A 23,806-nucleotide genomic window follows, 5' to 3' on the forward strand; every position below is an offset into this window, starting at 1 on the left:
GTTCTGAGGTGAGCTCGCGGCGAGGACCGTGCCACGAGGTGGGCTCGCGGCGTCCCGCGGCGAGGGGCCCCGCGCGGCCACGGAGGAGCGCGCGGGAGCAACCCCGGGCGGGCCTATCCGGCGCTCGCGGGCGCCGCCGGGCGCGGCGCCAGGCCGCGCAGCAGGGCCGCGAGCGTGCGCAGCACCGGCGTGTCGACGCCGGCCCGGCGGCCGCGGTCGACCACGGCGCTCTGGAGGATGTCGACCTCCGTGGGGCGGCCGGCGCGCACGTCCTGGAGCATCGACGGCTCCGTGAGCGGGTACTCCTTGCGGGTCATGGCGATCATCGCATCCGCGATCGCCCCGGAGATGTCCGTCCCCTCCGCGCGCGCGACCGCGATCACCTCGAGCATCCCCGCCCGGACGAGGTCCTCCATCCGCTCCGCCGCCACGCCGGCGCGCTGATCGGTCAGCGCGCAGATCGCATTGAACGGCGCGTTCCAGACCATCTTCTCCCAGAGCATCGCGCGGTGATCCGACGCCCGGCGGACCGGGATGCCCGCGCGCTCGAGCAGCGCGGCGACCGCCTCGACCCGCGGCTCCTGCCCGGGACGGTAGGGCGCGAGGCCGGCGCGCGTCGGCGCGACCGTGTGGATCTCGCCAGGGCCGGCGAGGCTCGCGGACATGAACGCGACGGCGGCGATCACGCGCGACGCGCCGAGATCGCGCGCGACCGCGTCCTCCGAGTCGAGCCCGTTCAGGAGCGGCACGCAGAGGCCGTCGGGCGCGAGCAGCGCCGGGAGCGCCGCGCTCACGGCGGCGAGCGACGGCCATTTCACGGCCACGAGCGCGAGATCGAACGGCCCGCGCGCCCCGTCGAGCTCGGTGACGCGGAGCGGCGGCGTGCGCAGCTCGCCGGCCGGCGTGCGCAGCACGAGCCCGCGCGACCGCATCGCCTCGGCGTGCGCGCCGCGCGCCACGAAGGTCACGTCCTCTCCCGCGAGGCCGAGCCTCGCCCCGAAATAACCGCCCACGGCGCCCGCGCCGACAACGAGGATCCGCATCGCCGCGACCCTATCATACCCGATCGCGCCGCGGCCCCGATCGCGCGGCGCGGCCTGTGGCCATGAGCGCCGATTGCAGATATGCATGGATCCAGATGCGCAGGCCGGATGCCGTCACCACGCCTCGCACCAGCGAAGGCCCGAGCTCGGGCGCCCCGCCGGGCCCGATCCTGGACGCCGGGCAGGGGCGCCCGCTGGCCGAGCAGGAGACAGCGCGCCTGCTGGCCGAGCAGGAGGCGCGCCGGGCCGCCGAGCGCGCCGCGCAGCGCATGGCCGGCCTCCAGCGCATCACGGCGGCGCTCGCGGACGCGCTCACCAGCGAGGCGGTGGCGGAGGTCGTCATCGACCAGGGCATCGCGGCCGCGGGCGCGTACGCCGGGACGATCGTCGTCGCCGCGGGCGACGTCCTCGAGTGCCTCGCGGCCGTCGGCTACCCGGAGGCCGCCGTCGAGCGCTACCGGGAGCTGCCCGTGACCGCGGATCTCCCGCTGGCCGAGGCCATGCGGGCCGGCGCGCCGCTCTGGCTGCGCTCGCGCGACGAGCTCTGCGCGCGGTACCCGGCGTTCGCGGCCGGCGAGCTGACCGTCACCACCACCTCGCTCTGCTGCGTCCCCCTCCTGGTCCAGGACCGGCCGATCGGCGTGCTCGGGCTGAGCTTCGCGGAGCCGCGCCCGTTCGACCAGGAGGAGCGGGAGTTCCTGGTCGCGATGTCGCGCCAGTGCGCGCAGGCGATCGAGCGCGCCCGCCTGCACGAGGAGCGCGCCGCCATCATCGAGCGCGAGCGGCGCGTCGCCCTCGAGAACGCCCGGCTCTACCGCGAGGCCTACGAGGCGGACCGGCGCAAGGACGAGTTCATCGCCATGCTCTCGCACGAGCTCCGGAACCCCCTCGCGCCCATCACCACCGGCCTCGAGCTCCTGCGCATGAACATGAGCGATCGCGGCGAGCGCGACGACCAGCAGATCCTCGCGATCCTGGAGCGGCAGGTGAAGACGATCGTGCGGCTCGTCGACGATCTGCTCGACGTCTCCCGGATCACCCGCGGCAAGATCGCGCTGAAGCGGGAGCGGCTCGAGGTGGGCGCCGTGGTCGAGGCCGCGGTCGAGTCGGCGCGACCGCTCCTCCAGCAGCGCGGGCACGAGCTCAGCGTGTCGGTGGAGCCGGCGGTCTTCGTGCACGGCGATCGGGTGCGGCTCGAGCAGGTCGTCGTGAACCTCCTCAACAACGCGATCAAGTACACGAACCCGGGCGGCCGCGTCTCGCTCGCCTGCGAGGCGAAGGGCGGCGAGGCGTGGCTCCAGGTGGTCGACACCGGGGTCGGCATCCCCGCCGAGCTGCTCCCGCACGTCTTCGAGCCGTTCATGCAGGCGCGCCGCACGCTCGACAGGTCGCAGGGCGGCCTCGGGGTCGGGCTCACGCTGGTCAAGCGGCTCGCCGAGCTGCACGGCGGGCGCGTCGAGGCGCGGAGCGCCGGCGCCGGCGAGGGCACCGCCATCAGCGTCTGGCTCCCGCTCGCGGGGGCCGCCGAGGAGGCCCCCGCGCCGCGCCGGAGCGAGGCGCCGAGCGCCGGCGGGGCCGCGCTCCGGGTGCTGCTCGTCGACGACAACGTGGACGCCGCCGACGGGCTCCGGCGCATCCTCAAGCTCCACGGCCACACGGTCGCGATGGCGCACGACGGGCCCGCGGCCATCGAGGAGGCCCGCGCCGGGAGGCCCGATCTCATCCTGCTCGACATCGGCCTGCCCGGGATGGACGGCTACGAGGTCGTCCGGCGGCTGCGCGCCGCCCCCGAGCTCCAGCACGCCTACATCGCCGCCGTGTCCGGCTACGGCCAGGACCAGGACCGCCGGCGCTCGCGGGAGGCCGGCTTCGACGCGCACCTCACCAAGCCGGTCGCCTCGGACCAGCTCCTCGAGCTCGTGGCCAGGGCGAGCCGGCCGGGCTGATCGTCTGTCTGCGACGCTTGGCCGAGGGAGGCGCCCCGCTCGGCCGAGGGAGGCGCCCCGCTCGGCCGAGGGGGGAGGAGGGCGGGGGGTGCTCACCTCCGGGGCTTGCGTTCCGGCGAGCCCCTTTTGTGGCTCGCCTCCACGCAAGCCCCTCCAGTGAGCACCCCCCGCCCTCCTCCCCCCTCGGCCGTGCCCCGCCGTGCGCGGCCGGATTCCATTGCATCCGAGCCGGGCGCGAAGCGTGAGACGGACGGACTCCACTGCATCCGGTCCGGGCGCGAAACGTGGTTGAAACGGACGGACGTGACTCGCGCGGTGCGCCCATTTCCATTCATCGGTGTAGGTGTGGACGCCCAGTGCAGGACTGCAATGCGCGCCTCGGTGACCGCGAAACATGCAGGAAACAGGGGCCAAACAGGGGCCGAGGGTGACGCGCGCCCGATGAGGGCGCGCGGCGGGGGCGACAATTCATCGCTGCGAAACAACCGTGAAACAGGGGTCACAGTAGACCCATGAAGTCCGGGATCCGTCCGGCGAATCACCCGGATGGCGGAGTGAACGTGGCGTGAGCGTGCGTCACCAGGCCCAGCAAGGCGGGTGCATGAGCAAGAAGAAGGACCTCATCGTTATCGGGAACGGCATGGTCGGGCACAAGTTCATCGAGAACATGGTGCTCGGCGGCTTCCTGCGCGAATGGAACATCACGACCTTCTGCGAGGAGCCGCGGCTTGCCTATGACCGGGTGAACCTGTCCGCCTTCTTCAGCGGCAAATCGGCCGAGGATCTGTCGATGGTGAAGCCCGGCCTCTACGAAGAGGCGGGGGTCCAGGTCCTCCTCGGCGACAAGGCCGTTGCCATCGACCGGCGGCGGAGGTGCGTGACCTCCGCGAAGGGGAAGACGGTCTATTACGACAAGCTCGTCCTCGCCACCGGCTCGTACCCGTTCGTCCCGCCCATCAAGGGCAGGGACGCGAAAGGCTGCTTCGTCTACCGGACGATCGAGGACCTGGAGGCGATGCAGGCGCACGCGAAGGTCGCCCGGGTCGGCGTGGTCGTGGGGGGCGGGCTGCTCGGGCTGGAGGCGGCCAACGCGCTCAAGAACATGGGCCTCGCGACCCACGTGGTCGAGTTCGCGCCGCGGCTGATGGCGCTCCAGGTCGACGAGGCCGGCGGCATGATCCTCCGCCGGAAGATCGAGGCGCTCGGCGTCGAGGTCCACACGAACATGTCGACCACCGAGATCGTGGCCGAGCGCGGCCGGGTGGCGAGGATGCTCTTCGCCGACCAGAGCGAGCTCGCGACGGACATGATCGTCTTCTCGGCCGGCATCCGCCCGAGGGACGAGCTCGCCCGGAAGTGCGAGCTCGCGCTCGGCAACCGCGGCGGCGTCGCCATCGACGAGCGCTGCCAGACGTCCGATCCGGACATCCTCGCGATCGGCGAGTGCGCGAGCTTCAACAACCAGCTCTACGGCCTGGTCGCGCCGGGTTACCACATGGCCCGGGTCGCCGTCGACGCCCTCACCGGCGGAGAGGAGAGGTTCGGCGGCTTCGACATGAGCACGAAGCTCAAGCTGATGGGCGTGGACGTCGCGAGCTTCGGCGACGCCTTCGCCGCGCAGCCGGGCGCGCGCGTGATCAGCTTCATGAACACGACGTCGAACGTCTACAAGAAGCTCGTCGTCAGCGCGGACGGCAAGCTGCTGCTCGGCGGCATCATGGTCGGCGACGCCTCGAATTACGGGCAGCTGCTCCAGCTCGTGCAGAACAAGATCGCGCTCCCGCCGCACCCCGAGGATCTCATCGTCGCGCCCCGCGACGGCGCGAAGCCCGCCGGCCTCGGCGTGGAGGCGCTGCCCGACTCGGCCACGATCTGCTCGTGCCTGAACGTCACGAAGAAGACCATCTGCTCGGCCATCTGCGATGACAAGCTCCACACGGTCGCCGCGATCAAGGGGCAGACCAAGGCGGGCACGGGCTGCGGCTCCTGCACCACGCTGATCACCGACCTCCTGAAGAAGGAGCTCAAGAAGGCCGGCGTCGCGGTCAACAACCACATCTGCGAGCACTTCGGCTACTCGCGTCAGGAGCTCTATCACCTGATCCGGGTCCACGAGATCAGGTCGTTCGACGACCTGCTCGCCCGCCACGGGAAGGGCAAGGGGTGCGAGATCTGCAAGCCCGCGGTGGCGTCGATCCTCGCCTCGACGTGGAACGAGCACATCCTGAGCAAGCGGCACCTCCCGCTGCAGGACACGAACGACAGGTTCATGGCCAACGTCCAGCGCGACGGCACCTACTCGGTGGTCCCGCGCGTGGCGGGCGGCGAGATCACGCCGGAGCAGCTCATCGCCCTCGGGCAGGTCGCGAAGAAGTACAACCTCTACTCGAAGATCACCGGCGGCCAGCGCGTGGACCTGTTCGGCGCGCGCCTGGAGCAGCTCCCCGACATCTGGGCCGAGCTCATCGCCGCGGGCTTCGAGTCGGGGCACGCCTACGGCAAGGCGCTCCGCACCGTGAAGTCGTGCGTGGGCAGCACGTGGTGCCGTTACGGCGTCCAGGACTCCGTGGGCTTCGCCATCACCCTGGAGAACCGCTACAAGGGGCTGCGCAGCCCCCACAAGCTGAAGTCGGCGGTGTCGGGCTGCGCGCGCGAGTGCGCCGAGGCGCAGGGCAAGGACTTCGGCATCATCGCCACGGAGAAGGGGTACAACCTCTACCTCTGCGGCAACGGCGGGATGAAGCCGCAGCACGCCCAGCTCTTCGCCGCGGATCTCGACGAGGCGACGGTCCTCAAGTACCTCGACCGCTTCCTGATGTTCTACATCCGCACGGCCGACAAGCTCCAGCGCACGGCCACGTGGTTCAACAACCTGGAGGGCGGCATGGACTACCTCAAGCAGGTCATCATCGAGGACTCGCTCGGGATCTGCGAGGAGCTCGAGAGGGACATGGCCCACATCATCGCCACGTACGAGTGCGAGTGGAAGGCCGCGATCAACGATGAGGAGAAGCTGAAGCAGTTCCGCCCCTTCGTGAACGCCAGGGAGCCCGACCGGAGCATCGTCTTCGTCAGCGAGCGGGCGCAGCACCGTCCGGCGGCGTGGAAGGAGAAGGCGACCGCCGTCGAGGAGATGATCTAGCACCATGAACATCGGCCTTTTCAGGGAATCGAGCATGAACGAGCGGCATCCGGAGGCGCTCCGCGACGAGGGCACGACCGAGGGCTGGGTCGATGTCTGCGCGGTCGAGGACATCATCCCGAGCACGGGCGTCTGCGCGCTCGTGGGCAAGCGCCAGATCGCCGTGGTCCGGGTCGGCGAGGGCGAGGAGATCTACGCCCTCAGCAACTTCGACCCGTTCAGCAAGGCGTTCGTCCTCTCCCGCGGCATCGTCGGCGACAAGGGGGGGGTCCCGAAGATCGCCTCGCCGATCTACAAGCAGAGCTTCGATCTGCGCACCGGCCAGTGCCTGGACGACCCGGGCGTGCGCGTCCCCGTGTTCCCGGTGCGGGTCCGGGGCGGGCGGGTCGAGGTCCAGGCGGCGGCGCAGCCGCCCGATCGGCGAGCGGGTTGAGTGGGATCCGGGAGCAGCGCCACATTCATCCTCGCGGCGGACACGCAGGCGCTCGCGGTGTGTCTCCTGAAGTCCTCCGGACTGGGTTTCCGCGCGGGGTAGACAGGAACTTTCGATGAGCGTCGCAAAGGTGTCTGACACCCATTTTCGCTTGCCCGTCGTCAACTCGCCGAAGAGGCGCCAGGACAGCAACCAGAAGCTGCTCGAGGCGCTCCTCGAGCAGCAGCAGGAGCTCACCGCCGTCGAGCGGTTCTCGCGGTTGCACGAGGAGCACGCGCTCCCGGCCCAGTCCAGGTACTACCGCGATCTCATCCCCCTCGAGCGGCCGAAGCCGGGGCAGCAGTACGCCTTCGAGGTCGACCTCGACGCCTGCACCGCGTGCAAGGCGTGCGTCACCGCGTGCCACAGCCTGAACGGGCTCGACGAGTCCGAGGTGTGGCGGTCGGTGGGGCTGCTCCACGGCGGCACGCCGCAGGCGCCCGCGCAGCAGAGCGTGACGACCTCGTGCCACCACTGCCTGGACCCGGCGTGCATGTCGGGCTGCCCGGTCAAGGCGTACGAGAAGGACCCCGTCACCGGCATCGTCAAGCACCTCGATGACCAGTGCATCGGCTGCCAGTACTGCATCCTGATGTGCCCCTACGACGCCCCGAAGTTCAACCCGGAGCGGGGGATCGTGCGCAAGTGCGACATGTGCAGCGACCGGCTGGCGAACGACGAGGCCCCGGCGTGCGTGCAGTCGTGCCCGAACGGCGCCATCCGGATCACGGTCGTCGATCAGGCGAACGCGGTGCAGGAGAGCGAGGCGAACATCTTCTTGCCGGGGGCGCCGGCGCCGGGCCACACGCTCCCGACGACCAGCTACAAGACGAAGCGGTCGTTCCCGCGCAACATGCTGCCCGCGGACTTCTACGAGGTGAACCGGGAGCACTCCCACCCGCCGCTCGTCATCATGCTCGTCTTGACCCAGCTCTCGGTGGGCGCCTTCTGCGTCAGCCTGGCGCTGAACAAGGCGCTCGGAGAGCAGGCGACCCAGGATTTCGGCGGCCACAGCGCCACCTTCGCGCTCGTGTTCGGGCTCGCGGCGCTGGCGGCGAGCCTGCTCCACCTGGGGCGCCCGCAATACGCGTTCCGGGCGTTCCTCGGGCTCAAGACGTCCTGGCTCAGCCGGGAGATCCTCGGCTTCTCGCTCTTCGCGGGCGCCGGGACGCTCTACGCCGCCTCGTTCTGGGTGGCGTCCATGCCGGCGCTCCCGGCCCTGCTCCCGCTCCGCCACCTGCAGGGCCCGCTCTCCTATACGGTCGCGCTGAGCGGGATGTTAGGGGTCTTCTGCTCGGTGATGGTGTACGCGGCGACGCAGCGGGAGCACTGGCGAGGAGCCCTGACCGGCTTCAAGTTCGCCGCCACCGCGGCCGTGCTCGGCAGCTCGACCATCCTCATGATCGCGCTGCTCTCGAGCCGCGAGCACGCGGCGCTGCTCCTGACGGGCGGCTTCCGCGCGCTCTCCGCGTTCCTCTGCGTGACGACGGCGCTCAAGCTGCTCGTGGAGCTCTCGATATTCCGGCACCTCCGCAAGCGGAGCCACTCGACGCTGAAGCGGAGCGCGATCTTGATGACGGGGGAGCTCCAGGGCGCGACGGCGTGGCGCTTCGCGTGCGGGGCGCTCGGCGGCATCGTCCTGCCGGCGCTCAGCCTCTTCGCCGCGCCGGACAGCGGCATCAGCTCGGAGGCGCTCATGGCGATGGCGGTCGTCGCGTTCCTGTTCTGCCTCTCGGGGGAGCTCTTCGAGCGGTATCTCTTCTTCGCCGCCGCGCCCGCCTCCAAGATGCCCGGAGGGCTCTCCTGATGACCACCCGCGACGCGAACAGGCCGTCTCCGGCGAGCACGACGCCTCCGGAGCGCAAGGTGAGCGACAACATCCTCCTGCAGCGGAACGGCCCGCTGACGCGCGAGCTGCTGCTCACGCCCGGCGAGTTCGGCCTCGGGAGGGTGCCGGCGCGGCTCAAGCCCGATCAGACGACGACGATGGTGTGCGGCTTCTGCTCGACCGGGTGCGGGCTGAACATCCACCTGAAGGACGGGGAGGCGGTGAACCTCACGCCGAACACCGACTATCCCGTCAACCTGGGGATGGCGTGCCCGAAGGGCTGGGAGGCGCTCACGCCGCTCCGGGCGAGCGACCGCGCCACGGCGCCGCTCCTGCGGAACGCGCGCGGGAAGCTGGAGCGGGTGGAGTGGGACGTCGCGCTCCGCACGTTCGTCGATCGCTTCAAGGCGATCCAGGAGGCGCACGGGAAGGGGTCGGTCGCCTTCATCAGCACCGGGCAGATCGTCACCGAGGAGATGGCGTTCCTCGGGGCGCTCGCCAAGTTCGGCATGGGCATGCTGCACGGGGACGGCAACACCCGGCAGTGCATGGCGACGGCCGTGGTCGCCTACAAGGAGGCGTTCGGCTTCGACGCGCCGCCCTACACCTACCGTGATTTCGAGGAGTCCGACGTGGTGGTGCTCGTCGGCTCGAACCTCTGCATCGCCCACCCGATCATGTGGGAGCGGCTGTGCAAGAACAGGAATCGCCCCGCGATCCTCGTCGTGGATCCGCGCAAGACCGAGACGGCGATGGCGGCGACGGCGCACTACGCGCTCCGGCCGAAGTCGGATCTGTCGCTGTTCTACGGCATCGCGCACCTGCTCATCCAGCGGGGGTGGATCGACGAGGCGTTCATCCGCGAGCACACGGTCGATTTCGAGGCGTTCAAGGCGCACGTCGAGGGCTTCACGCCGGCGCGGGTGTCCGAGGCGACGGGGCTCAGCGAGGAGCAGCTCTCGTCGTTCGCGGAGACGATCCACCGGGGCAAGCGGGTGTCGTTCTGGTGGACCATGGGCGTCAACCAGAGCCACGAGGGCGTCCGGGTCGCGCAGTCGCTGATCAACCTGGCGCTGATGACGGGGAACATCGGCCGGCCCGGCACGGGGGCGAACTCGATCACGGGCCAGTGCAACGCGATGGGCTCGCGGATGTTCAGCAACACGACGGGCCTGTTCGCCGGGCGCGACTTCACGAAGGAGGAGCACCGGAGGGAGGTCGCCGAGCTCCTCGACATCCCCGAGGAGGTCATCCCGAGCCGCAACAGCCTGGCCTACGATCGGATCATCGAGGGCATCCTGAAGGGGAAGATCAAGGGGCTCTGGATCATCGCGACGAACCCGGCCCACTCGTGGATCAACCAGGAGGACCTGCACGAGCTGCTCGGCCGCCTGGAGTTCCTCGTGGTGCAGGACATGTTCACGACGACGGAGACGGCGGAGCGCGCCCACCTCGTGCTCCCGGCGGCGTCGTGGGCCGAGAAGGAAGGGACGTTCATCAACTCGGAGCGGCGCATCGGCCTGGTCAAGAAGGTCGCGCGGGCGCCGGGCCAGGCGCTGGCCGATTTTCACATCTTCCAGCTCATCGCCCAGTACTGGGGGTGCGGCGACCTGTTCAAGGAGTGGAGGAGCCCGGAGGCCGTCTTCCACATCCTGAAGCGGCTGTCGAAGGGGCAGCCCTGCGATATCTCGGGCATCAGGGACTACGCGATGATCGACGAGCGGGGGGGCATCCAGTGGCCGTTCCCCGAGGGCGCGGAGCCCGAGGACAACGAGCGGCGGCTGTTCGAGGACGGGCGGTTCTTCCGGCCGGATCAGCGGGCCAAATTCGCGTTCCAGGCGCCGCGCCCGCTGCCGGAGCCGACCGACGAGCAGTACCCGTTCACGCTGCTCACGGGGCGAGGGAGCTCCAGCCAGTGGCACACGCAGACGCGGACGAAGAAGTCCGCGGTGCTGCGGCGGCTCTATCCGAAGGAGATCTACGTCGAGGTCAGCCCGGTGGACGCGAGGAGGCTCGGGGTGGCGATGAATGAGTGGGTGGTCGTCGCGTCGCGGCGGGCGGAGATCAAGGCGCGGGCGTTCATCACGAACTCGGTGCAGCCGGGGGAGCTGTTCATCCCGATGCACTACGAGGTGACGAACAAGCTGACGTTCCCGGCGTTCGATCAGTACTCGCGCCAGCCGTCCTACAAGGCGTGCGCGGTGAAAGTGCGGCGCGAGGAGGATCGCGGGTAGGCGCGCCGCGTCCTCCAGGCGCGTCTCCTCAGGGCGTCAGGGGGCCTCGACGATGGCCCGGCCCAGCGGGGGCGGGGGGTCTGAGGGCATCGCCTCCGGGGCCGGCGCTCCGGCGGGCGCTCTATCGTTTGCCCGCCTGCGCTCTGGCCCCTCCGGCAATGCCCTCAGATCCCCCGCCCCCGCTGGGCCTACCGTCCACTTGGGATATTTCGCGCCATCCACTTGCCGGACCGGGGGCGCACGTCGCTCCCGGGTGAGGCCGGCGCGCTCAGGTGCCCGCTGCGCACGTGGTAGGCGAGGAGCGTGTCGAGCAGCCGCATGTCCATGGGAGGGCACTCGATGGATGTCCCGGCCAGCCCGTCGAGGGTGTTCTGGCAATCGAATGCGGGCATCTTTTCCTGCATCTCCCAGCGGGTCCGGCCGCCGTGGACCTCCTCGGTCAGCATGGGCAGGAGCGGCAGAAACGGGTTGTCGCGCGAACGCCGGGCCTCCTTCAGGAGCGCCTCGCGCCACCGCGCGTAAGGCAGGCGCTCCAGCGGATAACCATGGGCGCCGAGCAGATCGAAGAAGCCGTTCAGGTCGAGCCGCCGCGACGGCGCGGGCACCAGGTGAAACACCTTCCCCAGCGACCCCTGCCGGCAGGACAGGTGCACGATCGCCTGGCTGACGTAATCGACCGTCACGAACTCCTTGCTCTGCTCCGGTAGATCCGGGGCCGCGCCCATCGCGAGGCACCCCCGGATCATCCGGTTCGCGAAGTCGCTCAGGTTCGCGGCGCCCGTCTCGCTGTGACCCGTGATGAATCCGGGGCGGAAGACGGTGACCGGCACGCCCCGCGAGCGCGCGAGCCACACGAGCTTCTCCGCGACCCACTTGCTCTGGGAATAGCCCATGTCCGTGTGCAGGTAGTCCGCCGAGCACTCGAGATCGTCGCTCTCCTTCACGGTCCGGACTCCGGTGAAGAAGCCGATGTGGCCGAGCACGCCGATCGTCGACACGTAGTGGACGGGCTTGGTCCGGCAGTGGCAGGCGAGCCGCAGGACGTCCTGCGTCCCGAGCACGTTGGCCGCCTTGTGGGACGCGTACGGCTTGATGTAGTTGACCTCCGCGCCAGCGTGGTAGATCGCGTCGACGCGCGCCGCGAGCGCCTCGAACCCGGCCGCGGTGAGCCCGAGCAGCGGCCGCGAGAGATCGCCGGGCACCGCGACGATCCGCGCGCGGAGGGCGGGCTCCCAGATCCCGTAGGCCTCGAGCGCCCGCCGGATCCTCGAGAGGCCCGCCTCCGCGTCCGGGGCGCGGACGAGGCAATGCACCGTCGCGGAGGTCCGCTCGAGGAGCTCGCGCAGGAGGAAGGCGCCCAGAAACCCCGTGGCGCCGGTCAGGAAGACGTCGCGCGGCGGCGCGCTCGCGTCGACGGCCGCTCCGCGAGGGCGGATGTCGGGATCGAGGACGGCCTCGGCGCGCAGGTCGATCGCGCGGCGCGCCCCCGCCGCGGCGCCGCGCGCCCCGTCGCGGCGCGCCTCCTCCACGGCGCGGGCGAGGCCGGCGACGGTCGGCGACTCGAACAGCCGGCGCGCGGGCACGTCGACCTGGAACGCCGCCTTCACGCGGAGCAGCACCTGCGCCACGGAGAGCGAGTCCCCACCGAGCTCGAAGAAGCTCGCGTGGGCCTCGATCCGGTCGGTGTCGAGGACCTCCGCCCAGATCCTCGCCACCTGCTGCTCCAGCAGGGTGCCGAGCTCCGCCGGCGCGCCGGCGCGGCGCGCGTCGCGGGGAGGCGCCGGGAGCGCCCGGCGATCCACCTTCCCGCCGGGCGAGAGCGGCAGCGACGGCAGCGCGACGAACGCGGCGGGGATCATGTAGGCGGGCAGCCGCTCCTGCAGGTACCGGCGCAGGATCCTCGACAGATCGCGCGGCGAGGCGCCGGCGTCCTCCCCGTCGGCCGCGCGCTGGGCCGCGCCGCGCTCGCCGCGCGCCGGGCCGCGCCGCGCGCCCGCGCTCGCGACGACGTAGGCCACGAGGCGCCTGTCGCCGGGCGCGTGCTCCCGGGCCACGACCACGGCGTCGCGCACGGCGGGGCACGCGGCGAGCGCGGCCTCGACCTCCGCGAGCTCGACGCGGAAGCCGCGGATCTTCACCTGGGCGTCGATGCGCCCGAGGAACTCGATGGATCCGTCGGGCAGGTAGCGGGCCCTGTCGCCCGTCCTGTAGAGGCGATCCCCGGGCTCCTCGGGCAAAGGGTTCTGGATGAACGCCTCGGCCGTCAGCTCGGGCCGGTTCAGGTAACCCCGGGCCAGCCCGTCGCCGGCGACGTAGAGCTCTCCCGGGACGCCCACGGGCACCGGCCTGCGCCGGCCGTCGAGCACGTAGACGCGCGAGTTGGCGATGGGCCGCCCGATCGGCACGCGCACGGCGCCCTCGGGGATCGCGCGCACGAGGTGCGCCGTGGAGAACGTCGTGTTCTCGGTCGGGCCGTAGCCGTTCACGAGGCGCGCTGGAGCGCAGCGCGTGAGCACGTCGCTGGCCAGCTTCGGGCTGAGCGCGTCCCCGCCGACGACGAGGTACGAGAGCCCCCGAAATGCGCCCGGGCTCGCGCTCGCGATCTGGTGAAAGAGCGCGGTGGTCAGGAACATGACGGTGATCCCCTCGCGTCGGACGAGCGCCGGCAGCCCTTCCGGCGACAGCAGCGTCTCGTGCGGCACGAGGACGAGGCGGGCGCCGTTGAGCAACGCCCCCCAGATCTCGAACGTCGACGCGTCGAAGGAGAGGCTCGCGGCGTGCGCCACCCGATCCGATGGGCCGAGCGCCACGTAGTTGGTCTGCTTGACGAGGCGGACGACCCCCCGGTGCGGGACGGCGACCCCCTTGGGCCGCCCGGTCGACCCGGAGGTGAACATCACGTAGGCGAGATCGGTCGCCGTCGCCCGGCGGGCCGGGTTCCCCTCGTCGCCGGGCCCGCGACACGCCTCGTCGAGGTCGATGACCTCTCCGCGGAAGCCGAGCCTCGTCGCGTGCGCGCGCTCCCCGAGGAGGATGCTCGCCTCGGCGTCCTCGAGCATGGAGCGCAGCCGCTGCGCCGGGTAGCCCGGGTCGAGAGGGACATAGGCGCCGCCGGCCTTGAGGACGCCGAGCAGCGCGACGAGCGTGCGGAGCGACCGCTCGACGAAGACGGCCACGCGCAGCTCGGCGCCCGCGCGCCGCGCCGAGAGCCAGTGAGCGAGCCGGTTGGCGCGGCGGTTCAGCTCGCCATACGTGAGCGTCTCGCCGCGGTCGACGGCGGCGACGGCGCCGGGCGCCCGCGCGACCTGCGCCTCGAAGAGCTCATGGATGCACGCGTCGCGCGGGTAGGCGCTCCGCGTCGCGTTCCACTCCAGGGTCACCCGGCGCCGCTCCTCCGGCGTGAGGAGCGGGACGTCGGCGACGGGCCGCTCGGCGTCCTCCGCGAGCCCCGCGAGCAAGAGGTGCAGGTGGCCCAGCATCCGCTCGATGGTCCCCGGATCGAACAGGTCGGCGCTGTACGCCATCGTGGCGGCGAGCCCTCGGTCGGACGCCGCCACGGACAGCGACAGCTCGACGGGCACGGCCGCGCGGGCGCGCGAGAACCCGGTCGCGGTGGGCCCCGCCGCGCCGTCGCCGCCGGGATCGAGCGCGAAGGTGGTCTGGAACAGCGGATGTCGGCTCGCGTCCTCGGCCAGCCCGAGCCGCGCGAGGAGCGCGTCGAACGGCGCGGGGCCGCGGGCCTCGGCGGAGGCGACCTGCGCGGCGATCTGCGCGAGGAGCGCGCGAAAGCTCGGCTCCTCGTGGAAGCGGGCGCGGACGACGAGCGGGTGATGAGGCCCGTCCCCGGGCTCCCAGCCCTGCGCGCGGCCGCCGCGCGGAAAGGGCGCGCCGATCAGGATGTCGCTCTGCCCGGTGTGGCGGTGCAGCAAGGCGGCGTGGGCGGAGAGCAGGGTGACGAAGAGCGTCGTGCTCGACCGCCGGCTCACGGCCTCGAGCGCCGGAGCGAGGTGAGCGGGCAGCGTGCGGGACACCGAGGCGCGGCGCAACGACAGCGCGGATGGGCGGGGGTGGTCCGTCACGAGCTCGAGCACCGGCAGCTCGCCGGCCAGATCTTCCACCCCACAGGACAAACAACTCCCTGTCGCTCGAGCACGCATGCTTGAACTCCCTTCGTTGGATTGCAGGCGACGGCGCGAGGACGATCAGGCGCGGCCCGGCCGCACCTTCCGCTGGAGCGCGTAGGCGACGCCGCTTTGCAGGGTGCCGCAGGTGACCAGCCCCCGGAGCTCGACCCCGAGATCGACCATCGCCTGCGCGACGACGGGGCGGATGCCCGTCAGCACCACCTCGGCGCCGAGGAGGCTCGCCGCCTGCGCGACGCGGACCAGCGCGGCCGCGACCTCGCCGTCCACGGCCTTCACGCCGGTGATGTCGAGTATCGCCACCGCCGCCTGCGTCTCGCCGAGCGCGCCGAGGAGGGCCTCGAGGATCTGCTGCGCGCGATCCCGGTCGATCGCCCCGATGAGCGGCATCGCGATCACCCCGTCGGCGATCGGGATGAGCGGCGTGCCGAGCTCCCGGAGCGCCGCCTGCTGCGCCTCGATCACCTGAATCTGCGCGAGCTTCTCCTGCTCGTACCGGAGCTGCTCGGTGATGTCCCTCCAGAACGCCGCCATCCCCGTGGGCTCCCCTGATGGACCCGCGATCATGAAGGCGCTGGTCTGCCCCATCCATTCGCTCCCGTCCGGGCGCCGTATCCTCAGGACGCCGCGCCATGCGCCGTCCCTGGTCAGGGTCGGCACGACCTCCGCGGAGAGCTGATGAAAGCTCTCCGGCGAGTAGAAATCGGTCATCATGCGCCCGACCGCCCCGTCGCCGAAGCCGCTCATCGTCTTGAAGGCGACGTTGGCATAGATGACCTCGCCCGCCATCGACGTGAGGGTGATACCGTCGAGCGCGTTGTCAACCAATCTTTTCGACACGCTCAGATCCTCGGCCTGACGGCGCTGCTCCGCCTCGGCCTCTCGCTGCTCGGTGATGTCGTGCAAGACGCTCATGATCTGGCGCGGGGCGCCGGCGTCGTCCCGATCGAGGACGATGTCGCGCCGGCTGATCCAGCGCCATGAGCCGTCCGCCCTGCGCAACCGGCACGCGATCTCCGCGCGCTCGCCCGCGCTGCCGCTGCCATCGAGTTGCTCGCGAGCCCGGGCCTGGTCGTCCGGGTGCGCGAGCGAAAGGAAGCCGCCGAATCCCGAGTACGCCGCGTCGTCATTCGGGTATCCAAGCGCGGCGGCGAGCGAGCGGTTCTCGTAGAGCGTCCGCTTCTCGACGGGATCGTGCACGCAGATGAGGTAGGGCGCGGCCTCGTGCATGAGGTACACGCGGCGCAGCTCTGCTCGCAGCTCCCGCTCGATCTGCTCGAGCCTGGACATACGGGCGCGGAGCGCCACAAGCTCGCCATGAAGCGAAGGGTGCGCCGTTTCACCGGGATCCATGGAACCTCCCTGGCAGATAGGATATCGAGGCGAAGTCCGTAAACACGTCGCCTGGCGCAGCGATGGTACAGCCGATGGGCCGCGCCTGGAAGTCGGTAGGACGTCAGATGGCGTGAATGAAATAGGGACGTTTCCTGCGCTCGCCGCAGGGGCGCTCGCCGCCAGCGCGCCTCGCGCGCGTGGGGCGAGGCGGCCCGCTGCGCACAGGGCGCCACGGCACAAGGCCCTGGAGCCCGTGAATGTGTAATTATTTCAGCGATGCATTCGATTCCCGAGGACATCCTGCATCGATGTCAATCAGGAACGGGGATCGCCGTGCGCCGCGCAGCGCGGGCCCGGCACCTCGCCTGTCATGCAGGAGCCGGAGCGTAGCCGACCCTGCTGACTCAAGATACATTTTTATGCGACGGCGTGGCCCGCGCGCTCCCCGTGGACACCGCACGACCCGGCCACGCGATGTCCGTCGATATGTCCTCCCGGCGATCCTGCTCCAGCACAAATCCATGGAGCATGACGCCGACGGCGTCAGCGCCGCGCGCCTCGCCGTGCAGTATCTCCTGCATCGCAACGGGCGGTTTCCGCTCACGACATCTGCACATTCCGACCGGCCGGGGCGAAATGCCGTCTGCTGGGGTCGAAAGGTCGTCGGGTGACCGCCGCAGATCACGGCGTGAAGCCGTCGCGACGCAGCACCGCAGTCCCGGACGCAGCGCCGCAGTCCCGGACAGCGCGCGTGATGGGACGCGATCCCGGACAGCGGGCGGGCGGCGGCGCGGGTCGCGCGGGCGGGTCGCGCGGGCGGCGGGCCCGCTCGGCTCAGATCCCGCGCGGGATCTCGCCTGGATGCGGGATCCGCGGATCCTCGGCGGGATCGATGGGCGCGGACGGCTTCGGCTGCTCCGGGCCGGGATCGCCCGGGTTGGGCGGCTGCGAGAAATCGTCGTCGGTCGGGCCCTCGGGCTTCGGGGGCTCCTGCGTCGTGGGGCTCATGACCCCGTGGAGCTGCAACATTCGAGCCGCAGCGCGACGACGCACCGGCTTGACGCCCCGCCCGGCCTCCCGGATCTGCGGCCGGCGTGCTCTCGATCCGCCGCGACCCGTTCCCCCTGGAGGCCGCCCGCGACCTGCTCGGCATCGTGCGCGCGCTCTACGCTGCGGCGCGCGCCCGCGGCGCCGGCGTGGCAGATCTCCACGCCCTGGCCGAGATCGGCGACGACCTCCGGCAGGCGATCGCCCTCGCGTCGGCCCACCCGCCGGGCACGCTCGGCTACTCGGCGGCGTGGGCCCGCGCCGAGCGTGCGGCAGGCCGCGTCGGCGAGCTCGTGGACGCGCTCGCGCCCGCAGCGCCCATCGTCCGCGCCGCGCTGGCCCGCGTGGCCCCGCGCTGAGGCGCCGAGGCCCGGCGCCGGGGGGTCACGCTCGGGGGGGCTCACCTCCGGGGCGCGCGTTCCGGCGCGGAGAGGCCCGCCGGCAGGGCTGGCTCGACGGGCTCGGCCGGCGCGGCCCCGCGCGGCGGCGGCGGCGCCCGGAGGCGCGCCCCGGCGATCGGGTGATCGGCCGGGATCGGCCAGCCCAGCGCGCGGGAGGCGACCGCGCAGTACGCGGCGAGGCGCTCGCGCGGCACGGCGGGGCGCGCGCCGAGGCGGCCGAGGTTGTCGAGGAGCAGCTCGAGGCAGCTGTTGCCCGCCCGCTCCCCGACGCCGAGCGCGGTGGCGTGGACCCGCTCGACCCCGCACGCCACCGCCCAGAGCGCGGCCGAGAGGCCGAGCCCGCGGTCGTTGTGGCCGTGCCAGTCGAGCGCGATCCGGGCCGCGCCCAGCGCGGCGAGCTCGCGCCGGGCGAACGCGATCAGCGCGGCGACGCCGGGCGGGGTGACATGGCCGGTCGTGTCGCACAGGCAGACGCGCGCCGCCCCGGCGCCGACGGCGGCGCGGAAGAGGGCGCGGAGCGCCTCCGGCGGCGAGCGGGTGGCGTCCTCGGCGACGAGGCAGAACGAGAGGCCCGCCGCGGCGGCGGCCCGCGCCGCGCCCTCGACGCGGCGCACCAGGAAATCCGGCCCCCACCCCTCGACGAAGTGCCGGATGGGCGAGCTGCCGATGAACGCGTAGGCCTCGATCGGCGCCCCCACGCGCTCGGCGACGCGGGCGATCGCCTCGACGTCGGCGTCGATCGTGCGCGCGGCCGCGGTCAGCGCGAGCGGGAGCCGGGCCGCGACGATCTCGCGGGCGAGCAGGCGCGCGTCCTCGAAGTGGCCCGGCCCGGCCGCCGGGATGCCGAGGTTCACGACGTCGACGCCGACGCTCGCCATGGCGTGGAGCAGCTCGATCCGGCGCGCGCGCGGCGGGTTGACGATGGAGACGCCCTGGATGCCGTCGCGCAGCGTCTCGTCGAGCACCTCGACCGGCCGGGCCGCGCGGCCGAAGGGCAGCCACGCGTCGCCCCCGGCGGGCGCTGGGGGCGCCTGGGGCGCGGCTTCCGTGCGATTCCAGTCGAAGGGGGCCGCGGCGCCGGGATCCCGGACGTCGGCGTTCATGCGCTGCGTTGACCTCTGTGAGATGCTCTGGGAGTGGCGCATTGCCCGGCGCGCGAGCTCGGCGCGCGGGGACATTACTTCATGCCGGCTGCAAACCCAACCCGTGTGTGCGCCTGACCGGCAATGACGCGCTGTCGAGCACAGCCGTTCACGCGGCGCCATCGCATCTCACGCGCCTCCGGGGCGCGATCGATCCCGGCCGGCCCCGGCGCCGCTGCCCCCGAGTCGCGCGCCGCGCCCGCCGCGACTCCTCGCGACGCCCGCCGGGCGGCGACCATCGCGCGCGCTCGGCCGGCGCGAAGGGCTGGAGGCACCGCCGGACATGGTCTACCCTCGACGCTCGATCGGCCGCCGTGAGGCCGCCGACGCCCCCCCGGTTCGTCGATCGGCCGCCCACGAGGAGGTCCTCCCATGCGGATCGCGCTGATTTCCGATATCCACGCCAACGAGGTGGCGCTGAGGGCCGTGATGGCCAGCATCGAGGAGGTCGGCGTCGATCAGGTGGTCTGCCTCGGGGACGTCGCGACGCTGGGGCCGCGCCCGGGCGCCACCCTGGACGTGCTGCGGGAGCTCGGGTGTCCGTGCATCCTCGGCAATCACGACGAGTTCCTGCTGGAGCCCGCGCTGATCCGCACCTACACCGATGTGCCGATCGTCGTCGACGCGGTGGACTGGTGTCGTGATCAGCTCTCCGGGGACGATCTCGCGTTCTTGCGCACGTTCCAGGCGCGCCTCGAGATCCCGCTCGACGCCGGGTCGACGCTGCTCCTGTTTCACGGCTCACCCCGGTCTCACATGGAGAATCTCCTCGCGGACACGCCGCCCGAGGAGCTGGATCGCGCCCTCGCGGGTTACGCGGCGACGGTCATGGCCGGGGGGCACACGCACATTCAGATGCTCCGCCAGCACCGCGGCACGCTCCTCGTCAACCCGGGCAGCGTCGGGCTCCCGTTCAAGGAGTTCGCGGCCGGGGGGCCGCCGACGCTGCTCGATCACGCCGAGTATGCGACGGTGGAGGCGCGCCGCGGCGCGGTCCAGGTCACGTTGCACCGGGTGCCCGTCGACCGGGAGGCGCTCCGCGAGGCCGCGCGGGCCTGCGACAACCCGATGCGCGGCGCGCTGCTCCGCCACTACGCCTGATCGAGCGGCTCACCCGGGGCGCATCAGGCGCTGTGGGACGAGCGCGGCGAGCGGCCCGGCCCAGGGAGCGCGAGCGAGGAACACCGCAGTATCCTCCGGAGCCGCCGGCGCGCGTTGTGACGGGGACGGCGCGGGACAGACCTCATTGGATCGGGCGGGTTTCCATGGTATGAGCCGTCCTCCGGTACCACGACAGCGACCATGGATGCCCGGGCGGCCCGATATCGACGAACGCGTGACGGGCGCGCTCATTCCACCCTGATTCACCCTGATCCACCCAGACCCGCGCAGCGAGCGCGACCCAGAAGGCGCTCCAGCGACGCGGCCAGCCCCCGCGGAGGCCTCGCCGAGGCGGCCGAGGAGCGATGGAGGCCCCGATGACGAAGTACGAGCAGGTGAAGCTGTCCTACGAGGCATCCAAGGCGGCGATCGGCCAGGTCGCCGAGGAGCTCCTGTACTGGATATACGAGCTCCGTGATCACATGGATTGGCCGAGGGACCGGTGGGCGCTCAATCGGGTCACCGGGGACGTCCACGCCAGCGGGCTCCTGCAACGGTTCGTCGTCGAGAGTCAGCCCGGCGTCGGAGAGGTCCTGAAGTGTCAGCTGTCGCTCACCATCGACGACGAGCCGCCGTTCACCGTCGACCTCTTCGCGCTGGGCAGGACCGACAGGGGGCTCCTCGTCGTCCTCGTCGCCGGAGAGCAGATCACCGTCAGCAAGAGCTCACCCGAGGTGTTCTTCGACAAGGCGGTGGAGCACATCCGGCAGCAGGCGAGGCGCGTCGGGAAGATGCGGCGCGTCGGCGCCGGCCCGACGGGTCGCACCGCGTAGCGCCGGCCCGAGGGGCGCGCCGCACCAGCGGCACGAGCGCGGGCGCATCGGGCGCGTCGTAGCGGCGGGAAGATGCGCGCAGGACGCCCGCCGCAAGCGGCCCATCGCGCCCCGAGCGAGCCGACGAGCGCCGCCCTCCGGGACGGCTCCCCGCCGGGGCAGCGCCCGTGCCGCAATTTCATGAATGAAATCGGGCATGTCCGAATTGAAATGGCGACGCCCTGGGCGGGGCGCGCAGATCGATGATCCGCCGTCGGGAGTTCCCTGGCCCAGCTCCTGCAATACCGGAGGGCAGAGCGCCTGAGGGACGGTTCCCCCCCCACCGTCGGACGGGCGCTCTTTTTTTGCGCGTTGCGCGCCTGAGGCCCGCGCGGGGGGGGCGGCCGCCACGACCCTGCCGCGGTCGGGCGCATCACGGCGAGACGCAGGGAATGCTCGGCGCGGCGTCGGGCGAGAGCAGCGGCGGGAGCCACCGCCGCAGCACCAGGGGCACCATGGCGTCGTGCGGCATGGGCTCGGTCGGGCGGAGGTGCTCCAGCTCGCGAAGGACGCCCGGCGCCGCCGGGTGCGCCTCGACCGCGGCCTGAAACGCCCGCCGGAACGCGCCGAGGGGGCGCCGGGCCCACGTCATGGTCTGCCAGGACACGACGACGTGGGTGGTCGGAGGGGACAGCGCGAGGGGGAGCGCGATGTCGGCGTCCATGCACGTGTCGATGACGAGCGCCGCGTGCACGGGCGTGGACGCGCGCAGGGCGGTCACGACGCCGCCCGCCTCGTTGCAGCCGCCGCCGGAGTGGCCCGCGACCAGGACGCGCGTGCGGTCGATGGTCGCGACGCCGCGCAGCCGCGCGGCGGTGGCGTCGAGGAACGTGTCGAGATCGAAGGCGGGCCAGCTCGTCCGGGGCGCGGCGATGGCCGCCGGGAGGATGGCGCTCGGCCCCGCGACCAGGATCGGCGGGATCCGACCCGCCTCCATGAGCTCTGCCGCGATGCGCCGGACATCGCCCTCCCGGCCGCCTCCCATCCAGCGGTACCTGATCTGCTCGGCGTTGGTGCCGTGCAGGAACACGAGGATCGGCCGCGGCCGCGCCGGGGCCGCGGCCGCCAGGCGGTGCACGAAGACGCGACCCATCCAGCGCTGCTCCGGCGGCACCGGGCGCGCCGCCACGCCGGCGTCGGCCGCTGCCCCGGCCCCGGCAGCCTCGTCCCGGGCCGCGGCGTGCGCGGGCGCCGACGGGTGCGCGTAGTCGTACGTCGCGCCGTCGAGCGGCCCCGCGGCCGGCGCGTGGGCCGCCGGCGCGACCGTCACCGGCGCTGGCCTCGGCTGCGCCCCGGAGCGACCCGGGACCGCGGCGGCGAGCCCCGCCGCGAGCGCGACGACGCGCGACATCGCCGGGCCGGCGCGCCCGGCGCGCGCTCGCGCGCGGCGCGCCTTCGCCGTCACGGCCGGTCCTGCGCGGGCGCGTGCGCCGCGCCGTCCGGCGCCGGGGCCTGGCCGGGCGCGCCGCCCGGGGCCCGCGGGATCGTGCGCTTCCGCTCGAAGGCCCGGGTCGGGTCGACCACCTTGACGTCGCCGAAGCGGCTCAGCATCGGGCCGATCTCCTGCGCGTCGCCGGTCACGACCAGCGCGGCGCGCGAGGGGCGCACGTGGTCGGCCGCGGCCTTGCCGGCGAGGACGGGGGTGATGTCCCGGAGCTCCCTGCGGTAGCCGTCGTGGTGGTCGTCCGGCAGGTCGAGCACCTGGAGCGCCACGATCTCGTCGGCGAGGCCGCCGGCCGTCTCGACGGCCAGGCCGAGGCCCGCGGCGAGCCGGCGCGCCGCCACCTCGACCTCCTCCTGCGACGGCGTCGTGGCGGCGAGCCGCTCCGCGTGGGCGAGGAGCTCCTCTGCGACCAGGCCCGTGCTCGCCGACGGCGCGCGCGCGTGGGCCACGAGCGGCACGGGCCCGTGCGCGACGTCGAGCGTCGCCGCCGCCGCCGCGCGCGCGACGCCGCGCCGCGCGCGGAGGTCCTGGGACAGCCGACCCGAGGGGCCGCCGAGCACCTCGCCCGCGACCGCGAACGAAGGCCACGCCGGGTCGCGGCGCTCGGGGCCGAGGACGCCGAGGAAGAGCTCGCTCTCCGCGCTCTTCGGGCGATCCACGATCGTGATCTTGAGCGACCCCGGGGGGACCGGATCGGTGAACGAGAGCGCCGGCGGCTCGTCGGCGCGCCGGTCGGTGAACGCCTTCTCCACGGCCGCGCGCACGGCCTCGGGCGTCGTGTCGCCCGCCACCACCACGACGGTGTTCCTGGGGACGTACCACTTGCCGTGGAACGCGCGGCAGTCGGCGGCGGTGATCTTCGGCAGCTCCGCCGCGGTCGCGGCGAAGGACGCGTACGGGTGCAGCTCGCCCGGGAGCGCGTAGAGGTCGCGGAAGAGGACCATCAGCGCGCCCCAGCGGTCGTCCAGGCGGGCGCGGTCGAGCGCCGCCTCGACCGCGCGGGCCTTCAGCTTGCCGAGCTCCGCGGCGTCGAGCCGCGGCCGCTGCACCACGAGCCCGAGCAGCTCGATCGCCTCCGCGAGGCGGTCCGGGGTGGTGCGCAGGCCGATCACCGTCGCGTCGAGGCCGGTGTCCACCCGGAGCGAGGCGCCGAGCGACGCGACGCGCGCGAGCAGCTCGCGGCCCGAGAGGCCGCCGGCGCCGCCGTGCACGAGGAGCTCGCCGGTGAGCGCGGCGAGCCCGGTGCGCTCGCCGTCGGCCGCGGAGCCGCCGTGCACCACGACGCGCACCTCCACGAGCGGCAGCGCGCGGTGCACCGCGGTGGCGACGCTCAGGCCGGTCGGGAGCTCGGCCCACGAGATCGCGGGCATGCGCGCGAGGCGCGCGGGGCCGGACGGCGGGGGCTGCTCCCGGAGCGCGGCCGCGGGGGGCGTCGCCTCGGGCGCGCCCTCCGCCGGCGCCGCCTGCTGCGCCGGCGCGCGCGGCGCGCGCCCGTCACCGGCGGGAGCGCACCCGCCGGCGACGGCCGCGGCGAGGGCCGCGATCCAGGGGAGGGAGGGGCGCCCTCGCCGCCGCGTACCTCGGTCGCCTCGCGTGCCTCGGTCGCCTCGCTCGCCTCGCATGCCTTGCTCGCCTCGCGTGCCTTGCTCGCTCATCG

15 protein-coding genes are annotated in these 23,806 nt (G+C 72.7%); 8 read left to right on the top strand and 7 right to left on the bottom strand.

Annotated elements, in window-relative coordinates; all coding sequences use genetic code 11:
- Nucleotides 1-113: 113 nt before the first annotated feature.
- A complete protein-coding gene (locus WMF31_RS39275; protein ID WP_436607007.1) occupies nucleotides 114-1,043 on the bottom strand; it encodes a ketopantoate reductase family protein in 930 nt (309 codons plus the stop codon).
- Between the two features lie 95 nt (nucleotides 1,044-1,138).
- On the opposite strand from WMF31_RS39275, the gene WMF31_RS39280 reads away from it, so the two are divergent.
- The 5 genes from WMF31_RS39280 to WMF31_RS39300 all read left to right on the top strand — a co-directional run bounded on the left by WMF31_RS39280 (nucleotide 1,139) and on the right by WMF31_RS39300 (nucleotide 10,665).
- Nucleotides 1,139-2,989 (top strand): ATP-binding protein, encoded by a 1,851-nt coding sequence (locus WMF31_RS39280; RefSeq protein ID WP_436607008.1) that lies wholly within the window; start codon nucleotides 1,139-1,141, stop codon nucleotides 2,987-2,989.
- Between the two features lie 601 nt (nucleotides 2,990-3,590).
- Nucleotides 3,591-6,131, top strand: a complete 2,541-nt coding sequence (gene nirB, locus WMF31_RS39285; RefSeq protein WP_436607009.1) for a nitrite reductase large subunit NirB — start codon at nucleotides 3,591-3,593, stop codon at nucleotides 6,129-6,131.
- 34 nt (nucleotides 6,132-6,165) lie between these two features.
- Nucleotides 6,166-6,564 (top strand): nitrite reductase small subunit NirD, encoded by a 399-nt coding sequence (gene nirD, locus WMF31_RS39290; RefSeq protein WP_436607589.1) that lies wholly within the window; start codon nucleotides 6,166-6,168, stop codon nucleotides 6,562-6,564.
- A gap of 115 nt (nucleotides 6,565-6,679) precedes the next feature.
- Nucleotides 6,680-8,410 carry a DmsC/YnfH family molybdoenzyme membrane anchor subunit gene (locus WMF31_RS39295; RefSeq protein WP_436607010.1) on the top strand — a complete coding sequence of 577 codons (1,731 nt, stop codon included), beginning with the start codon at nucleotides 6,680-6,682 and terminating at the stop codon, nucleotides 8,408-8,410.
- The gene (locus WMF31_RS39300; protein WP_436607011.1) at nucleotides 8,410-10,665 is read left to right on the top strand and encodes a molybdopterin oxidoreductase family protein; all 2,256 of its coding nucleotides are present in this window, start codon (nucleotides 8,410-8,412) and stop codon (nucleotides 10,663-10,665) included. The genes WMF31_RS39295 and WMF31_RS39300 overlap by 1 nt, the downstream gene beginning before the upstream one ends.
- Nucleotides 10,666-10,853: 188 nt before the next feature.
- On the opposite strand, the gene WMF31_RS39305 is transcribed toward WMF31_RS39300, so the two are convergent.
- The 3 genes from WMF31_RS39305 to WMF31_RS39315 all read right to left on the bottom strand — a co-directional run bounded on the left by WMF31_RS39305 (nucleotide 10,854) and on the right by WMF31_RS39315 (nucleotide 17,150).
- Nucleotides 10,854-14,783: an amino acid adenylation domain-containing protein gene (locus WMF31_RS39305; RefSeq protein WP_436607012.1), complete on the bottom strand. Its 3,930-nt coding sequence runs from the start codon at nucleotides 14,781-14,783 to the stop codon at nucleotides 10,854-10,856.
- Between the two features lie 84 nt (nucleotides 14,784-14,867).
- Nucleotides 14,868-16,097, bottom strand: a complete 1,230-nt coding sequence (locus tag WMF31_RS39310; protein ID WP_436607013.1) for a PAS domain S-box protein — start codon at nucleotides 16,095-16,097, stop codon at nucleotides 14,868-14,870.
- An 879-nt stretch (nucleotides 16,098-16,976) separates the two neighbouring features.
- On the bottom strand, nucleotides 16,977-17,150 hold the full coding sequence (locus WMF31_RS39315) for a hypothetical protein (RefSeq protein WP_436607014.1): 174 nt from the start codon (nucleotides 17,148-17,150) through the stop codon (nucleotides 16,977-16,979).
- An 86-nt stretch (nucleotides 17,151-17,236) separates the two neighbouring features.
- On the opposite strand from WMF31_RS39315, the gene WMF31_RS39320 reads away from it, so the two are divergent.
- The gene (locus WMF31_RS39320) at nucleotides 17,237-17,548 is read left to right on the top strand and encodes a hypothetical protein (RefSeq protein ID WP_129355289.1); all 312 of its coding nucleotides are present in this window, start codon (nucleotides 17,237-17,239) and stop codon (nucleotides 17,546-17,548) included.
- A 41-nt stretch (nucleotides 17,549-17,589) separates the two neighbouring features.
- Here the strand turns inward: WMF31_RS39320 and WMF31_RS39325 are convergent, their stop codons facing one another.
- On the bottom strand, nucleotides 17,590-18,693 hold the full coding sequence (locus WMF31_RS39325; protein WP_436607015.1) for a 2-isopropylmalate synthase: 1,104 nt from the start codon (nucleotides 18,691-18,693) through the stop codon (nucleotides 17,590-17,592).
- Nucleotides 18,694-19,104: 411 nt separating this feature from the next.
- On the opposite strand from WMF31_RS39325, the gene WMF31_RS39330 reads away from it, so the two are divergent.
- Together WMF31_RS39330 and WMF31_RS39335 are read left to right on the top strand one after the other, a co-directional pair.
- A complete protein-coding gene (locus WMF31_RS39330) occupies nucleotides 19,105-19,833 on the top strand; it encodes a metallophosphoesterase family protein (RefSeq protein ID WP_436607016.1) in 729 nt (242 codons plus the stop codon).
- A 377-nt stretch (nucleotides 19,834-20,210) separates the two neighbouring features.
- On the top strand, nucleotides 20,211-20,666 hold the full coding sequence (locus WMF31_RS39335) for a hypothetical protein (protein WP_129355295.1): 456 nt from the start codon (nucleotides 20,211-20,213) through the stop codon (nucleotides 20,664-20,666).
- A 412-nt stretch (nucleotides 20,667-21,078) separates the two neighbouring features.
- Here the strand turns inward: WMF31_RS39335 and WMF31_RS39340 are convergent, their stop codons facing one another.
- Nucleotides 21,079-22,110: a hypothetical protein gene (locus tag WMF31_RS39340; protein ID WP_436607017.1), complete on the bottom strand. Its 1,032-nt coding sequence runs from the start codon at nucleotides 22,108-22,110 to the stop codon at nucleotides 21,079-21,081.
- On the bottom strand, nucleotides 22,107-23,804 hold the full coding sequence (locus tag WMF31_RS39345) for a M16 family metallopeptidase (RefSeq protein ID WP_436607018.1): 1,698 nt from the start codon (nucleotides 23,802-23,804) through the stop codon (nucleotides 22,107-22,109). The genes WMF31_RS39340 and WMF31_RS39345 overlap by 4 nt, the downstream gene beginning before the upstream one ends.
- Nucleotides 23,805-23,806: the final 2 nt, after the last annotated feature.

The organism is Sorangium sp. So ce1036, assembly GCF_051369805.1.
Classification (GTDB): domain Bacteria; phylum Myxococcota_A; class Polyangia; order Polyangiales; family Polyangiaceae; genus Sorangium; species Sorangium cellulosum_F.

Coding starts and splice junctions, on each gene's coding strand:
- WMF31_RS39275 (WP_436607007.1), bottom strand. CDS start 1,043: ATGCGGATCCTCGTTGTCGGCGCGGGCGCCGTGGGCGGTTATTTCGGG.
- WMF31_RS39280 (WP_436607008.1), top strand. CDS start 1,139: ATGCGCAGGCCGGATGCCGTCACCACGCCTCGCACCAGCGAAGGCCCG.
- nirB (WP_436607009.1), top strand. CDS start 3,591: ATGAGCAAGAAGAAGGACCTCATCGTTATCGGGAACGGCATGGTCGGG.
- nirD (WP_436607589.1), top strand. CDS start 6,166: ATGAACGAGCGGCATCCGGAGGCGCTCCGCGACGAGGGCACGACCGAG.
- WMF31_RS39295 (WP_436607010.1), top strand. CDS start 6,680: ATGAGCGTCGCAAAGGTGTCTGACACCCATTTTCGCTTGCCCGTCGTC.
- WMF31_RS39300 (WP_436607011.1), top strand. CDS start 8,410: ATGACCACCCGCGACGCGAACAGGCCGTCTCCGGCGAGCACGACGCCT.
- WMF31_RS39310 (WP_436607013.1), bottom strand. CDS start 16,097: ATGTCCAGGCTCGAGCAGATCGAGCGGGAGCTGCGAGCAGAGCTGCGC.
- WMF31_RS39315 (WP_436607014.1), bottom strand. CDS start 17,150: ATGAGCCCCACGACGCAGGAGCCCCCGAAGCCCGAGGGCCCGACCGAC.
- WMF31_RS39325 (WP_436607015.1), bottom strand. CDS start 18,693: ATGAACGCCGACGTCCGGGATCCCGGCGCCGCGGCCCCCTTCGACTGG.
- WMF31_RS39330 (WP_436607016.1), top strand. CDS start 19,105: ATGCGGATCGCGCTGATTTCCGATATCCACGCCAACGAGGTGGCGCTG.
- WMF31_RS39335 (WP_129355295.1), top strand. CDS start 20,211: ATGACGAAGTACGAGCAGGTGAAGCTGTCCTACGAGGCATCCAAGGCG.
- WMF31_RS39345 (WP_436607018.1), bottom strand. CDS start 23,804: ATGAGCGAGCAAGGCACGCGAGGCGAGCAAGGCATGCGAGGCGAGCGA.